The 15,068-nt window shown below is 62.0% G+C and carries 15 protein-coding genes; 3 read left to right on the top strand and 12 right to left on the bottom strand.

Annotated features, from left to right (window positions below):
- Positions 1–80: 80 nt before the first annotated feature.
- The 4 genes from ACW9I6_RS07950 to ACW9I6_RS07935 form a co-directional block, all read right to left on the bottom strand.
- Positions 81–563 carry a glycine zipper domain-containing protein gene (locus ACW9I6_RS07950; protein WP_008435777.1) on the bottom strand — a complete coding sequence of 161 codons (483 nt, stop codon included), beginning with the start codon at positions 561–563 and terminating at the stop codon, positions 81–83.
- 231 nt (positions 564–794) lie between these two features.
- Positions 795–3,143 (bottom strand): FdhF/YdeP family oxidoreductase, encoded by a 2,349-nt coding sequence (locus tag ACW9I6_RS07945; protein WP_457339137.1) that lies wholly within the window; start codon positions 3,141–3,143, stop codon positions 795–797.
- Entirely contained in the window at positions 3,140–3,979 is an 840-nt protein-coding gene (gene fdhD / locus ACW9I6_RS07940) for a formate dehydrogenase accessory sulfurtransferase FdhD (RefSeq protein WP_457339136.1), read from the bottom strand. The genes ACW9I6_RS07945 and fdhD overlap by 4 nt, the downstream gene beginning before the upstream one ends.
- Before the next feature lie 95 nt (positions 3,980–4,074).
- Positions 4,075–4,962 carry a LysR family transcriptional regulator gene (locus ACW9I6_RS07935; protein ID WP_457339135.1) on the bottom strand — a complete coding sequence of 296 codons (888 nt, stop codon included), beginning with the start codon at positions 4,960–4,962 and terminating at the stop codon, positions 4,075–4,077.
- A gap of 130 nt (positions 4,963–5,092) precedes the next feature.
- Between ACW9I6_RS07935 and lysM the strand changes: the two genes are divergently transcribed.
- Positions 5,093–5,533 (top strand): peptidoglycan-binding protein LysM, encoded by a 441-nt coding sequence (gene lysM / locus ACW9I6_RS07930; RefSeq protein ID WP_003213215.1) that lies wholly within the window; start codon positions 5,093–5,095, stop codon positions 5,531–5,533.
- Between the two features lie 120 nt (positions 5,534–5,653).
- On the opposite strand, the gene yrfG is transcribed toward lysM, so the two are convergent.
- Positions 5,654–6,316 (bottom strand): GMP/IMP nucleotidase, encoded by a 663-nt coding sequence (yrfG, locus tag ACW9I6_RS07925; protein WP_003213217.1) that lies wholly within the window; start codon positions 6,314–6,316, stop codon positions 5,654–5,656.
- Between the two features lie 87 nt (positions 6,317–6,403).
- Here yrfG and nudE point away from each other — a divergent pair, with 87 nt between their 5' ends.
- Positions 6,404–6,970 (top strand): ADP compounds hydrolase NudE, encoded by a 567-nt coding sequence (nudE, locus tag ACW9I6_RS07920; protein ID WP_003213218.1) that lies wholly within the window; start codon positions 6,404–6,406, stop codon positions 6,968–6,970.
- A complete protein-coding gene (gene cysQ, locus ACW9I6_RS07915) occupies positions 6,967–7,803 on the top strand; it encodes a 3'(2'),5'-bisphosphate nucleotidase CysQ (RefSeq protein ID WP_003213220.1) in 837 nt (278 codons plus the stop codon). The genes nudE and cysQ overlap by 4 nt, the downstream gene beginning before the upstream one ends.
- A gap of 113 nt (positions 7,804–7,916) precedes the next feature.
- Here cysQ and ACW9I6_RS07910 read toward each other — a convergent pair whose 3' ends face one another.
- Genes ACW9I6_RS07910 through rfbB form a run of 7 tightly spaced genes read right to left on the bottom strand, consistent with a single transcriptional unit; the run spans position 7,917 to position 15,001 of the window.
- Positions 7,917–8,372 (bottom strand): YiiD C-terminal domain-containing protein, encoded by a 456-nt coding sequence (locus ACW9I6_RS07910; protein WP_003213222.1) that lies wholly within the window; start codon positions 8,370–8,372, stop codon positions 7,917–7,919.
- Between the two features lie 27 nt (positions 8,373–8,399).
- Complete coding sequence (locus tag ACW9I6_RS07905) at positions 8,400–9,785, bottom strand: sigma-54-dependent transcriptional regulator (protein WP_087692719.1); 1,386 nt, start codon at positions 9,783–9,785, stop codon at positions 8,400–8,402.
- Positions 9,782–11,590 carry a sensor histidine kinase gene (locus ACW9I6_RS07900; protein ID WP_023659335.1) on the bottom strand — a complete coding sequence of 603 codons (1,809 nt, stop codon included), beginning with the start codon at positions 11,588–11,590 and terminating at the stop codon, positions 9,782–9,784. Before ACW9I6_RS07900 ends, ACW9I6_RS07905 begins: the two co-directional genes overlap by 4 nt.
- Before the next feature lie 36 nt (positions 11,591–11,626).
- Positions 11,627–12,508 (bottom strand): dTDP-4-dehydrorhamnose reductase, encoded by an 882-nt coding sequence (gene rfbD / locus ACW9I6_RS07895; RefSeq protein ID WP_457339134.1) that lies wholly within the window; start codon positions 12,506–12,508, stop codon positions 11,627–11,629.
- Complete coding sequence (gene rfbC, locus ACW9I6_RS07890; protein ID WP_003213229.1) at positions 12,505–13,050, bottom strand: dTDP-4-dehydrorhamnose 3,5-epimerase; 546 nt, start codon at positions 13,048–13,050, stop codon at positions 12,505–12,507. Before rfbC ends, rfbD begins: the two co-directional genes overlap by 4 nt.
- Positions 13,047–13,922, bottom strand: a complete 876-nt coding sequence (rfbA, locus tag ACW9I6_RS07885) for a glucose-1-phosphate thymidylyltransferase RfbA (RefSeq protein WP_029615811.1) — start codon at positions 13,920–13,922, stop codon at positions 13,047–13,049. The genes rfbC and rfbA overlap by 4 nt, the downstream gene beginning before the upstream one ends.
- Entirely contained in the window at positions 13,919–15,001 is a 1,083-nt protein-coding gene (gene rfbB, locus ACW9I6_RS07880; protein WP_457339133.1) for a dTDP-glucose 4,6-dehydratase, read from the bottom strand. The genes rfbA and rfbB overlap by 4 nt, the downstream gene beginning before the upstream one ends.
- Positions 15,002–15,068 lie beyond the last annotated feature (67 nt).

Below are 15,068 nucleotides of genomic sequence, written 5' to 3'. Positions count from 1 at the left end.
CGGATGTATTGGCTGATACAACGCCTTCGCGAGCAAGCCCGCTCCCACATTAAACCCGCGTTGTTCTTTCGATTCGCGCGTTACCGGTGGTGGCGATAGTGATGCTTGTTTTTGCGATGCCCATAAGCATGGCCGCGCCCGCGATGGTCGTCGCGGTCATAGCGGCGGTTATCACGCCCACGGTAACGACGATCATCGTCATCGCTCTTGTTGCCCATGTAGTTGCCCAGTGCGCCACCGGCGCCACCGCCGGCTGCTGCGCCGATCAGGCTGCCGGTGCTGCCGCCGACACTGCGACCCACCACGTTGCCGCCGGCCGCGCCCAATGCGCCGCCAATGGCTGCTTCACCGCGGCTGCGCTTGTCTGCGCCCACCGCACTGCCGCCTGCGCCGCCAAGAGCCGCACCGATGGCTGAACCAGTGTTACCGCCCAACTGCTGACCTACGACAGAACCTAGAACCCCGCCCAATGCGCCGCCCACACCGGCTTCGGTGGTGCCACCGGCCATGGCTGCGCCACTGACCAGGCCAAGGGACAACAAGAGAATCGAGGAGAACTTCATAGAGGAACCTCAAGAGGATGACGGCGCGATCCTGAGGTTGTATCGAGACGGTGACAATCGAAACCCGACCAGTGGTATGGGTTGTATACAATTCTCTAAGTTACTGTTTTGTATGAGGAACTTAAGTGAGTTTTGCGAGTCTTTAGTTACTTCGGAACGGCCGCTTTTATGCAAAAGCGGCCTTTTTTGTGCCCGTAAGAAACTCGGGTGCTGTCTGTGGCGAGGTGTCGCTTAGGCCGACTTCGCCATGATCAAGTCGGTCGCACTCGCTGCTTCCAGGCGGATCGCTACAAACTTCGACGTTGGCGTATGGCTGCCATCCCCCGTGCTTTCCAGCGGCACCAGCGGATTCACTTCCGGATAATAAGCCGCAGCCTGCCCCGCCGGAATATCAAATGCCAGCAAGGTAAAGCCCTTCACCCGACGCTCACGGCCGTCGTCCCAGATCGACACGATGTCAGCCTTCTGCCCCGGCTTGAAGCCCAGGCGGATGATGTCGGCTTCGTTGACGAACAACACATCCCGCTGGCCCTTGACCCCGCGATAGCGGTCGTCCAGGCCATAGATGGTGGTGTTGTACTGATCGTGGGAGCGCATCGACTGCATGATCAGGTCCGGCAATTGCCCGGTGTTGCGGGTGCGTTCGTGCACCAGGTCCTTGGGCAGGATGTTCGGGCGGAAGTTGGCGCGGCCCGACGGGGTGTTCCAGCGACGAGCGCCAGCCGAGTTGCCCAGGTAGAAACCGCCCGGGTTTTTCAGGCGCTCGTTGAAGTCCTTGAAGCCCGGAATGGTGTCGGCGATCAGGTCGCGAATACGGTCGTAATCGGCCACCAGCCAGTTCCAGTCCACCGGCTTGCTGCCCAGGGTGGCGGCGGCAATGCCCGCCAGAATCGCAGGCTCGGATTTCATCTGTTTCGACAGCGGCTGCAGCTGGCCGTTGGAGGCGTGGACCATGCTGAACGAGTCTTCAACGGTCACGGCTTGCGGGCCTTCGGCCTGGATGTCGATGTCGGTGCGGCCCAGGCATGGCAGGATCAGCGCGTCCTTGCCATGCATCAGGTGGCTGCGGTTGAGCTTGGTGCTGATCTGTACGGTCAGGTCGCAATTGCGCAGTGCTTCAAAGGTGCGTGGGCTGTCCGGCGTGGCTTGGGCGAAGTTGCCGCCCAGGCCGATAAAGACCTTGGAGCGGCCTTCGAGCATGGCGTGAATCGCTTCCACCACGTTGTGGCCGTTATCGCGCGGTACCTGGAACTGGAAACGACGCTCCAGGGAATCGAGGAACGCCACCGGTGGCCGTTCGTTGATGCCCATGGTGCGGTCGCCCTGCACGTTACTGTGGCCACGCACCGGGCACAGGCCCGCGCCCGGGCGGCCGATGTTGCCGCGCAGCAGCATCAGGTTGGCGATTTCCTGGATGGTCGGCACCGAGTGGCGATGCTGGGTGATGCCCATCGCCCAGCACATGATCACGTTCTTGCCTTTGGCGTACATGCGCGCCGCTTGCTCGATCTCCACCAGGGTCAGGCCGGACTGCTCGACGATTTCATCCCATGAGGTGTCGTCGATCTTGCCCAGGTAATCCAGCACGTTGGCGGTGTGTTCGTTGAGGAAGTCGTGGTCGAACACGGCCTCCTTGCCTTCGGCCTGGGCCTGGCGTTCCCACAGCAGCAGGAACTTGGCCATGCCCCGCAGGATGGCCATGTCGCCTCCCAGCGCCGGGCGGAAGTAGGCGGTGTTGGTTGGCTTGTCGCCGTTGGTGAGCATTTCCAGCGGGTGTTGCGGGTGCTGGAAGCGTTCCAGGCCACGCTCTTTCAGCGGGTTGATGCACACCACCTGGGCGCCGCGTTTTACCGCTTCGCGCAGTGGCTCCAGCATGCGTGGGTGGTTGGTGCCGGGGTTCTGGCCCCAGACGAAAATCGCATCCGCATGCTCGAAGTCATCGAAGGTCACGGTGCCTTTGCCCACGCCCACGCTTTGCGCCAGGGCGACGCCGCTGGCTTCGTGGCACATGTTCGAGCAGTCCGGGAAGTTGTTGGTGCCGTAGGCGCGCACAAACAGTTGATACAGGTAAGCCGCTTCGTTGCTGGCCCGGCCCGAGGTATAGAACTCGGCCATGTCCGGGTTTGGCAGCGCATTGAGGTGCTTGCCGATCAAGTCGAAAGCCGATTCCCAGCTGATGGGTTTGTAACGGTCGGTTTCGGCGTCGTAGCTCATCGGCTCGGTCAGGCGGCCCTGGTACTCCAGCCAGTAGTCGCTCTGCTCCAGCAGCGCGCTGACGCTGTGCTTGGCGAAGAATGCCGCGTCGACCCGGCGCTTGGTGGCTTCCCAGTTGACCGCCTTGGCGCCGTTCTCGCAGAACTTGACCATGCCGCTTTCCGGCGAGTCGCCCCAGGCGCAGCCCGGGCAGTCGAAGCCGCCGTTCTGGTTGGTCTTGAGCATCATGCGGATGTTTTTCAGCGCGTTGTCGCTGGTCAGCCAGGCTTGCGCCACGCTGATCAGTGCGCCCCAACCACCCGCCGGGCCTTTATAGGGCTTGTAGCGCGGGGTGGGTTTGTCGTCGGCTTGATGATGATTGCTCACGCTTGATTCTCCATCGCAGGGCTATAGACCCGCGGCGCACTTTTCTGCGGCAGGTGGATGAGATTGAGGTTGTGCCGGCGAGCCCATTGCAGGGCCAGACCGGTGGGCGACGACAGGCTGACCAGGGTCTGGATGCCTGCACGCAGGACTTTCTGGATCAGTTCGAGGCTGCAGCGACTGGTAACAATCGCCAGGCCGCCGTCGGTCGGAATCTTTTGGCGGATCAGCGCACCGATCAGCTTGTCGAGGGCGTTATGCCGACCGATGTCTTCACGGCCCAGCAGCAATTCGCCCTGGTTGTTCATGAACACCGCCGCATGCACCGCGCCGCTGTACTGGCCCAGCGGTTGGAACGCGCTGATGCGCTGGCGCAGGCCATCCAGCCATTCGGCAGGCGGCAACGGCGCGCCGGGCAACACCTTGAGGTTGGGCAGCGCCTGCTCCACGGCTTCTACGCCGCACAGCCCACAGCCACTGGTGCCGGCAAGTTGCCGGCGCTGCTGCTTCATATTCCAGAACGCGCGGCTGGAAATCTGCACCTGAGCGTATTGGGTCGAGCCCGAACCGCTGATTTTCATGTCATAAATGTCGCTAACGTCTTCGATAATGCCGCTACCGATGCTGAATCCGACAATAAAGTCTTCAAGGTCGGTCGGCGTCACCAGCATCACCGCCTGGCTGATGTCGTTATAGGCAATCGCCAACGCGACTTCCTCGGCAAGCGCGGTGCTGGCCGATTCGGTGTGTTCGAGATTACAAAACTGGTAGCTCTGGCTGGCGGCGGGCGCGGGCGTTTCGAGGGCGGGCGCCGCGCAGACTGGGCGCTGGGCGTTCATTGGGCATTACCACCGGGAGTATTCAGCTGTAAGACTAGGCGCGACAAAGGGTCGCGTCTAATCGTCAGTACTGATCTACCGATAGATGCCGTCGATCAAGTCTCGATCAGCGATTTCTGGTACAGCGCAAAACACGCTTCCGCCAAGGCCGAACGGGGTGCACTGCGGCGCATGATCAACCCCAGGCGAGCCAAAGTGTGAGCGTCTTCAATGGGTTGCAGGCGCAGGTGCTCGGTGAGGGCGTCGAGGCCGCCGTCCAGTGGCATCACCGCGCAACACAGGCCGCCGTGCACCGCTTGTAACAATTGATGGACGGCATCGGTCTGCAACAGTGGCTGCGGGTTGAGGCCACGGCTGTGGAAATTGTGGTCGATGGACTGGCGAAAGTGCATGCCGCTGGTGAGCATGCCCAGGGGCAGTTCGATCAGCGCCTCCCAACTCAAGGGCTTGTCGCCGAAGCTGAAGAACCGTTGGTCGTACAGCAGGCCCATGCTGGTTTCGCCCAGGGCCAGGGAGTCGAAACGCTCGGCGTCCAGGCGCTCGAGGTACGACACGCCGAGGTCCAGGCGGTTGCTGGCGAGCTGTTCAAGGATTTGCTCGGAGCTTAACGCGGACAACTCAAAGCGCAGGCTGGGGTGTTCCTTGTGCAGCTTCTGCATCAACGCCAGCGGATCGAAGCTCGACAACGGCACCACCCCCAGGCGCAACGTGCCTACCAGGTTGCCGCGACACGCAGCGGCCTCGGCCTGCAAGCCGTCATAGGCCGCCAGCACCGTGCGTGCCCAGGCCAGCACGCGTTCGCCGGGGGCGGTAAAGCCTTCGAAGCGCTGCCCGCGATTGACCAGCGGCAACTGCAGCTCTTCCTCCAGGCTGCGCAGGCGCATCGACAGGGTCGGCTGGGTGATATGGCAGCGCGCCGCCGCCTGGCCGAAGTGACGGGTTTCGTCGAGGGCGATGAGGAATTTCAGCTGTTTGATGTCCATCTTCGCTCCGGGCTTATTCCAATGCGGTGGGATTCTAGCGTGTTTGGGTCTTTGGTCAGGCTGGAACCCAATTCTGTAGGACTGGTCTAGTCTTTGGCATCTGGAAATTAAATCCCAAGGAGAGCGCACCATGAGTCTTTTAAGCTTTGTTAAGGAAGCAGGCGAGAAGTTGATTGACCTGTTGACACCGGGTAATGCCAACGCGAGCGAGCAGTTAAAAGAGCACGTGGCCAAGGTTGGATTGGGTAACCCCAATGTGCAAACCACCGTCGACGGTGACAAGGTGACCGTGACAGGTGAAGTCGCCAGCCAGGAAGAGAAAGAGAAGATATTGCTGGCGCTGGGCAACATCGCCGGCGTTGCGAGTGTTGATGACCAGATCACCGTTTCCGGTCCTGCTGTCGCGGCGGCCCGCTTTGTCGTGGTGAAAAAGGGCGACACCCTGAGTGCGATTTCGCTGGCGGTGTATGGCAACGCCAACCAGTACAACAAAATCTTCGAAGCCAACAAGCCGCTGCTGTCCCATCCGGACAAAATCTACCCAGGGCAGACGCTGCGTATTCCTGAGTAATCCGCGGACCCAATGTGGGAGCGGGCTTGCTCGCGAAAGCGGTGGATCAGTCAATATATTCAGTGGCTGACACACCGTATTCGCGAGCAAGCCCGCTCCCACATTGGACCTTCAGCGTTGTTACAAACCTACGATCAAGTCCCGGTAATCCCCAACCGCTGCAAACTCCGCCGTGTCCTTGGGCCCCTTCCGGCTGTCCGGTTCCTTCACCGCCAGCAAGTGCCCCACGCCAAAATCCCGGGCGCTGCGCAGGATCGGCAAGGTATCGTCGATAAACAGGCTGCGGGCCGGGTCGAAGGCGATGTCGGCGTGCAGGGCGTCCCAGAACTGCGGGTTTTCCTTGGCAAAACCATAGTCATGGGAGCTGATCAGTCGCTCGAAATAAGGCGCCAACTCGATGCGTTCCAGCTTCAACGACAGCGAATCCCGATGGGCATTGGTGATCAGGATCACCCGCTTGCCCGCCTGTTTGATCGCCGCCAGGAAGGTGTCGGCATCCGGGCGCAAGGCAATCAGGTGCGCGGTTTCCAGCTTGAGCTCGCGCACCGGGATCTTGAGTTCGGCGCTCCAGAAATCCAGGCAATACCATTGCAACTGTCCGGCGTTACGCTCGAACAGCGGCTGCAGCTCCATCTCGGCCATGGCCCGGCTCACACCATGCAACTCGGCATAGCGCTGGGGCAGGTGCTCCATCCAGAAATGGTTGTCGAAGTGCAGGTCGAGCAAGGTGCCGTCCATGTCCAGCAGGACGGTGTCGATGGCGTGCCAGGGCAATGGAGGCATAAAGAACACTCATGTAAGAAAAGATATCCGACACAGACAATCGGAAAAGCCACGGTATAGTAACCCGATCACGCCAAGGAGCCGCTCATGCGCCAGAAACCCACCGTCCTCGCCCGCGAAATAGTCGCCAGTAGCCGTTTGTTCCGCGTGGAGGAAGTGCAATTGCGCTTTTCCAATGGCGTGGAGCGGACCTACGAGCGCCTGGTGGGCAGGGGGGCCGGATATGGCGCGGTGATGATCGTGGCGATGATCGACTCGGACCATGCGTTGCTGATCGAAGAATATTGCGGCGGCACCGACGAGTATGAACTGTCACTGCCCAAGGGCCTGATCGAACCGGGCGAAGACGTGTTGGCGGCAGCCGACCGTGAGCTCAAGGAAGAAGCCGGTTTCGGCGCCCGCCAGTTGGAGCACATCACCGAGCTGTCGCTGTCCCCCGGCTACATGAGCCAGAAAATCCAGGTGGTGCTGGCCACCGAACTGTATGAAGAGCGCCTCGAAGGCGACGAGCCGGAGCCGATGCGCGTCGACCGGGTCAACCTGCGGGAGCTCTCGCAGTTGGCGCAGAACGAGCAGTTCAGCGAGGGCCGTGCATTGGCCGCGCTGTACCTGGTACGCGACCTGTTGACTCAACGTGGAGCGTTCCAGCCATGAGCGAACTGTTCCTGGGTCACCCGTTTATTGCCCCCGCGATCGAATTGGCCCGCCAGGCTGGCGAGGTCATCCTGCCGTATTGGCGCGCCGATGTTGCCGTCACCACCAAGACCGATGATTCACCGGTCACTGCCGCCGACTTGGCTGCCCATCACTTGATCCTCGCCGGGCTGACTGCGTTGGACCCGAGCATTCCGGTGCTCTCGGAGGAAGACGCGGACATTGACCAGAGCGTGCGCGCCGGTTGGCAGCGCTGGTGGCTGGTGGACCCGCTGGATGGCACCAAGGAATTCATCTCCGGCAGCGAGGAGTTCACCGTCAACATCGCGCTGATCGAAAAAGGCCGCGTGGTGTTCGGTGTGGTGTCGATGCCTACCAGCGGTCGGTGCTACTTCGGGGGTGCCGGGCTGGGTGCCTGGCGTTCCGATGTAGGTGCTGCGCCCAAGCAAATCCAGGTGCGCCAGACCCCGGCGAGCGGTGAAGCATTTACCGTGGTTGCCAGTCGTCGCCATACGAGCCCTGAACAGGATCGCTTGCTCGCTGGCTTGAGTGCCGGATTGGGCGAGCTGAAGCTGGCCAATATCGGCAGTTCTTTGAAGTTTTGCCTGTTGGCTGAGGGCAGCGCCGATTGCTACCCACGCCTGGCGCCCACCTCGCAGTGGGACACCGCTGCGGCACAGGGTGTGCTGGAAGGAGCGGGCGGTGAAGTGCTGGAATTGAATGGGCAGCCGTTCAGTTACCCGGCGCGGGAATCGCTGTTGAATCCGTTCTTTTTGGCACTGCCGGCCAAGGCTGAATGGCGTGAGCGGTTGCTGACTCTGGCCCGTTCTTAAACACAGCGCCGATCAAAAATGTGGGAGCGGGCTTGCTCGCGAAGGCAGTGTGTCAGTCACCAGATGTATTGGCTGATCCACCGCTTTCGCGAGCAAGCCCGCTCCCACATTTGTTATGTGTGCAGGACGTACTGCCCGGTAAAGGCCACGGCCCGCTCTTCACTGCCCTCATTGACGATCCACGTCTCCAGCGCCAAGCGCGCCCGGCCATAACGCTTGTAGGTGGCGACGAATCGCTTCCACACCTTGTCATCAGGTGCTTGGCAAATCGCCGTCGCATCGGTAGTCACCGGCAGCGGATAACTGATCTGCCCTTCCTGAATCACGATATGCCCGTCTTCGATCCCTTCCTCACGCAACTGCAAATGCAGCCAGCCCCAACCTGCCAGCACGGCGCCGCAATACAGGCTGCCGCCAAACATGGTGCTCTTGTGGTTGATGTTGGCGTCGAGCGGCAAGCGCAGTTGCAGCTGCCGGTCCTGCCAGTCGATAACCTTGAGGCCCATTTCCCGGGTCAGGGGAATGTCGTGGTGAAGGATCGATTCCAGGTAACGGCTATCGCGACTCATGGTGGCCTCTTGGCAGGGGGAAAAGGGTCATTCGTCGTCAGCGTGACTGTTGCCGCTGTCAGCGAAGTTCAGCCCGTGCTTGCGCAGTTTGTCGTGCAGGGTTTTACGCGGCACGCCCAATGCCTCGGCGAGGCTGCGCATGGAATTGTGGGTGCGCGCCAGTTCGGCGGCGATCAGGCTTTTTTCAAACTGTTCGACCTGTTCGCTCAAGCCGCCGGGCGTGCTGGTGAGGATGCCCGGCGAGGGGCTGTCCGGGGTGCTGTCCAGCGCCAGTTCAAGGCCCAGGGCGAAACGCTCGGCGGCGTTTTGCAGCTCGCGGACATTGCCCGGCCAGCTGTGACGCAACAACAACGCGCGCTGGCCCGGTTGCAGCTCTTTCATCGGTAGCCCGTGGCGTGTGCTGGCTTCGTCGGCAAAGTGCTGGAACAGCATCAACGCATCCTCACCCCGTTCGCGCAGCGGTGGAATGCGCAGCGGCGCAACGTTGAGGCGGTAATACAAGTCCGCCCGGAAGCGCCCCTGGTCGGCGGACTGGCGCAGGTCTTCCTTGGTGGCGGCGATGATGCGGATATCCAGCGGGATCAGTTGGTTGCCCCCCAGACGCTCCACCACACGCTCCTGCAACAGCCGCAGCAGCTTGACCTGCACATCCAGGCTCATGCTTTCGATTTCGTCGAGAAACAGCGTGCCGCCGTTGGCGAATTCGAATTTGCCGATGCGCCGCTTCTGGGCGCCGGTAAAGGCCCCTGGCTCATGCCCGAACAACTCGCTTTCCACCACCGACTCGGCCAGGGCGCCGGCGTTGATCGCCACAAACGGGCCGCTGCGGCGGTTCGACAGATCGTGCAGCGCACGCGCTACCACTTCCTTGCCGGCACCGGTTTCACCGAGGATCAGCACATCAGCCTTGGTCGCCGCCAGCGCGCCAATCTGCTCGCGCAGGCGCAGCATTTGCGGGGAGTGGCCCACCAGGCGCGTACTCAATTGCTGACGGTCGCTCAGGGCCAGGCGCAGGCTGCGGTTGTCCAGCACCAGGCGGCGCAGGGCCAGGGCGCGGCGCACGCTGTCGAGCAGGGCGTCGCTGGCGAAGGGTTTTTCCAGGAAGTCATAGGCGCCGGTGCGCATCGCCTGCACCGCCAGTGGCACGTCGCCGTGGCCGGTGATCAGCAGTACCGGCAGCTCCGGGTCCTGGGCGTGGAGTTCCTTCAACAGTTCCAGGCCGTCCATGCCGGGCATGCGGATGTCGCTCACCACAACCCCCGGCCAATCCCGGGACAGGCGCGCGGTCAGGCCCTGGGCTTCGCCGAGGGTCAGGACTTTCAGCCCGGCCAGGTCCAGGGTCTGGCAGAGGGCCTGACGCAGGTGTGGATCATCGTCGATCAACACCACCTGAATCTGGTTATCGATAGTCATACACTGCGGTCCTCGGACGGTTGCAGACTGACACCCGGTGCTCCGGCGCGCAGTTTCAAGGTTAACAGTGCGCCGCCTTCCTTGTGGTTGGCGAACAACAGTTCACCGCCAAAGGCGCGCATCAGGGTGTCGCAGATCGCCAGGCCCAGCCCCAGGCCCTGGGTGCGGGTCTTGGTGGTGTAGAAGGGCTCGCTGGCGCGGCCCAGGGCTTCCATGCAGAAACCCGGGCCGTTGTCGCGAATGTACAGGTTGACGCCCTGTTCGGTGGTTTGGGCACTCAGCCAGAGTTTGCGCGGCGGGCCTTTTTCGGTCAGGGCGTCCAGAGCGTTGGCCAGCAGGTTGCCCAGCACCTGGCGCAGGCGGGTTTCGCCGGCCGCCACCCACAAGGTGGCCTCGGGCAGGTCGCGGATCAGTTCCACTTCCATTGCCCGCCGCCGCTTGGCCAGCAGCGCCAGGGCATCGTCCAGGGCCGGTTGCAGGGCCACGCTTTCCGGCGCATGCCGGTCGCGCCGGGCGAAGGCGCGCAAGTGGGCGATGATCGAGGCCATGCGCCCGGTCAACTCGCTGATCAGCTTGAGGTTGCCACGGGCGTCGTCGGTGCGCTCATGGTCGAGCAAAATCCCGGCGTTTTCCGCGTAGCTGCGAATCGCCGCCAACGGCTGGTTGAGTTCATGGCTGATACTCGCCGACATGGTACCCAGCGCCGACAACTTGCCGGCCTGCACCAGGTCGTCCTGGGCGCGCACCAGTTCCTGCTGGGCATGTTCACGTTCCAGCACTTCCTGTTTCAGGCGCCGGTTGAGGCCTTCCAGGTCGCTGGTCCGCTCGATCACGCGCATCTCCAGTTCGCGACGGGCCTTGGCTTCGAAGGCGATGCGCTCCAGGTAGTGACGACGGCGCTGCATCATCAGGCCGAGCAACAGCATCAGCACCAGCAAGGCGGCGCCACCCACCGCGACCACGGTGCGCACCGGGCGGCTGATCAAGGTGCGCGGCGCGAGAATCTCGACTTTCCAGCCGGTTTCGGCGATGTCGGTGGATTGGCGCACCCACGCCGTCGGGCTGAGGCTCAGCGGCTGCGGGTCGCGGGTCGGATAGGGCTGGATGGCGATGATGGCGCGGCGTTCTTCATCCGTCAGCGGCCGGGTGGCACGAAAGCGCCATTGCGGGCGCGAGGTCAGGATCACCACGCCGTTGTGGTCGGTGACCAGCAGTTGTTCGGGGGTGTTGCCCCACAGGCTTTCGGTGTGGTCCAGGTCGACCTTCACCACCAGCACGCCGATGATCTTGTCACCATCTCGCACAGCGGCGGCGAAGAAGTAACCGCGTTTGGCCGAGGTGGTGCCCAGGCCGAAGAAGCGCCCGAGGCGCCCGGCCATGGCTTCGCTGAAGTAGGGGCGAAAGGAAAAATTACGCCCGACGAAGCTGTCCTGCTTGTCCCAGTTGGACGCGGCGAGGGTCTTGCCGGTGGTGTCCATCAGGTACATCACTTCCACCCCGGCCTGGGCGGCGACGTCCTTGAGCAGGTGGTTGGCGTTGACCAGGTTGGTGCTGACGTGAGGCGCGTCGATGGCGGTGCGCAGGGCCGGCAGGTCACCGAGGATTTGTGGCAACACTTCGTAGCGGTGCAGGGTGCCCAGCAGGTTGGCGACGTACAGGTCCAGCGTCTGGCGGTTCTGACCGGCCAGTTCGTTGCGGTAATAACGCTCGGCCAAGTGCTCCAGCGGCCACAACAGCGGTGCCAGGCATAGCGCCAGCAATGCCAGGCTGCGCCAGCGGGGTCTTCGCGGAAGGGGTGGAGTCATGGGAGTCATGCGCCTGTGGGTACAGGCGCATTATGCCTAGTGCTGCTCGGCAAGACACTCGCGCAATGCGTCATGCCACTGCGGTTGCGAGACATGCCATTGCTGTTGCAGGCGGCTGCAATCGAGGCGCGAGTTCAGCGGGCGCCTGGCCGGCGTTGGATAGGCGCTGGAGGGAATCGCTTCCAGCTCGGCGCAGGCACGACCGTTGGCCCGTAGTTGCTCGCCGATGGCCTGGGCAAAGCCGAACCACGAGGTCTCGCCCTGGGCCGTCAGGTGGTAGACACCCCAATCACCGGCCTGGCCCGCCTGCCAGCGCTCGATCAGTGCACGGGTGCTGTTGGCGATGGTCCCGGCCCAGGTCGGCGCGCCGATCTGGTCGGCGACGATGCGCATCTGCGGTTTTTCCTGCAGCAGGCGTTGCATGGTCAGCAGGAAGTTCTTGCCGTGGGTCGAGTAGACCCAGCTGGTGCGCAGGATCAGGTGTTCACCGCCGACGGCCGCGATCGCCTGTTCGCCCGCCAGCTTGCTTGCGCCATAGACGCCCAGCGGGTTGGTTGCGTCGTCCTCGTTGTAGGGGGCGGCCTTGCTGCCGTCGAACACGTAGTCGGTGGAATAGTGAATCAGCGGAATGCCCAGTGCCTCGGCTTCCTCGGCGAAAATCCCGGGCGCGGTGGCGTTGATGGCGAAGGCCACGTCCGGCTCGCTCTCGGCTTGATCGACGGCCGTATGGGCGGCTGCGTTGATGATCAGGCCCGGGCGATGGGCGCGTACTTGGTCGCGGACCTGCTCGGGACGGGTCAGGTCAAGCTGGTCGCGGCCCAACACGACCAACTCGCCCAGGCCCTGGAGGCGCTGTTGCAGCTCCCGGGAGACCTGGCCGTGTTGGCCGCTGATGAGGATTTTCAACGGGCTGTTCATGGGAACAGGTCGGCTTCTTTCAGGCTTTTACCGTTCTGGTCCTTGGCGGACAAGGTTGGCGTGCCGGTCAGTTGCCAGTTGATGTTGAGGTCCGGATCGTCCCAGCGAATGCAGCGTTCTGCCGAGGGCGTGTAGTAATCCGTGGTTTTGTAGAGGAACTCGGCGTAGTCGCTGAGCACCACAAAACCATGTGCAAATCCCGGTGGAATCCACAGCTGGCGATTATTCTCCGCGGATAAATGCACGCTGGCCCATTTGCCGAAAAGTGGTGAGCCGCGACGGATATCCACCGCCACGTCCAGCACTTCACCGGCGGTTACACGCACCAGCTTGCCTTGAGCGTGTTCCACTTGGTAATGCAGGCCACGCAGCACACCCTTTTGAGAGCGCGAATGGTTGTCCTGCACAAACTCTTGTTGCAAACCGGTCGCCTGGGCGAAAGCCCGGGCGTTGAAACTTTCATAAAAAAAGCCGCGCTCATCGCCAAAAACCTTCGGCTCGATGATCAATACACCGGGCAGTTCAGTGGCGGTTACATTCATTTAGTTTCCCCAGCGAGAGTGAACAAGTACTGACCATAGCCGGTTTTGCCAAAATATTTGGCCCGTTCCAGTAAATGATCACGGTCGATCCAGCCGTTCTCGTAAGCGATTTCTTCCAGGCACGCCACTTTCAGGCCTTGGCGGTGTTCGATGGTCTGAACGTACGTCGAGGCTTCCAGCAGGCTGTCGTGGGTCCCGGTGTCCAGCCAGGCAAAGCCACGGCCGAAGCGTTCTACGTGCAGGTCGCCGCGCTGGAGGTAGGCGTTGTTGACGTCGGTGATTTCCAATTCGCCGCGCGGCGATGGCTTGACCGCCTTGGCGATCTTGATCACGTCGTTGTCGTAGAAATACAGGCCGGTCACCGCGTAGCTCGACTTTGGCTTGGCGGGTTTTTCCTCAATGGAAAGTGCGCGGCCTTCGCTGTCGAAATCGATCACGCCGAAACGCTCCGGGTCCTTCACCCAGTAACCGAACACCGTGGCACCAGATGGGCGCTCTGCAGCAGTGCGCAGTTGGTCGCCGAAATGCTGGCCGTGGAAGATGTTGTCGCCCAGGATCAGGCACACCGGATCATCGCCGATGAACTCTTCGCCAATCAAGAACGCTTGTGCCAGGCCGTCCGGCGACGGTTGTTCGGCGTAGGTAAAACGCACGCCAAACTGGCTGCCATCGCCCAACAGGTTGCGGTATTGCGGCAGGTCTACCGGGGTGGAGATCACCAGGATTTCCTTGATCCCGGCCAGCATCAGCACCGAGATCGGGTAGTAGATCATCGGCTTGTCATACACCGGCAACAGTTGCTTGGAAACGCCCAGGGTAATGGGGTGTAAACGCGTGCCGGAGCCACCGGCCAGTACGATTCCCTTCATCATGCGATCAGATCCTTAAAGTCGGTGTTGCCCAGTCGTTCGCCTTGATAACTGCCGTCCTGGACCCTGCGGCACCATTCCAGGTTATCGAGGTACCACTGCACGGTTTTGCGCAGGCCGGTTTCAAAGGTTTCCTGCGGAACCCAGCCCAGCTCGCGTTCGATCTTGCTGGCGTCGATCGCATAGCGCTGGTCGTGGCCCGGGCGATCCTTGACGAAAGTGATCAGGTCAGTGAATTTCTCCACGCCCGCCGGGCGTTGTGGTGCCAGTTCTTCCAGCAGGCCGCAGATGCTGCGCACTACGTCGATATTCTTCTGCTCGTTATGGCCGCCGATGTTGTAGGTCTCGCCTACCACACCTTCAGTCACCACTTTGAACAGCGCGCGGGCGTGGTCTTCGACGAACAGCCAGTCGCGCACTTGCAGGCCGTCGCCGTACACCGGCAATGGTTTACCTGCGAGGGCGTTGAGGATCACCAGCGGAATCAGCTTCTCGGGAAAGTGGAACGGCCCGTAGTTGTTCGAGCAATTGGTCAACAGCACCGGCAGGCCGTAAGTGCGCTGCCAGGCGCGTACCAGGTGATCGGACGCGGCCTTGCTGGCCGAGTACGGCGAGCTTGGGGCGTAGGGCGTGGTTTCGGTGAACAGGTCATCGACGCCGTGCAGGTCGCCATACACTTCATCGGTGGAGATGTGGTGGAAGCGGAAGGCACTCTTGGCCGGTTCTTCCAGCTTCTGCCAATAACCGCGTGCGGCCTCCAGCAGGCTGTAGGTGCCGACGATATTGGTCTGGATAAAATCCGACGGGCCGTCGATGGAACGGTCCACATGGGACTCGGCCGCCAGGTGCATGATCGCGTGGGGCTCAAAGCGCGTCAGTATGGCGCTGACGGTGGCCTGGTCGATGATGTCGGCCTGGACGAACTCATAACGGCTATCGCTGGCGATGCTGGTCAGCGACTCGAGGTTGCCTGCGTAGGTCAGTTTGTCCAGGTTGAGCACTTCGTGCTCGGTGTGTTGAATCAGGTGCCGGATCAGAGCGGAACCAATGAATCCGGCGCCGCCGGTGATGAGAATGCGCATGTCGGAAGCCCTTTTCCTTAGACGGACATTAAGCGAATGGAGCATAGCTTGAGTTGTGGCGCGAGAC

This window comes from Pseudomonas sp. SDO5522_S412, assembly GCF_054071215.1.
This window is presented reverse-complemented; position numbering and strand designations above follow the sequence as displayed.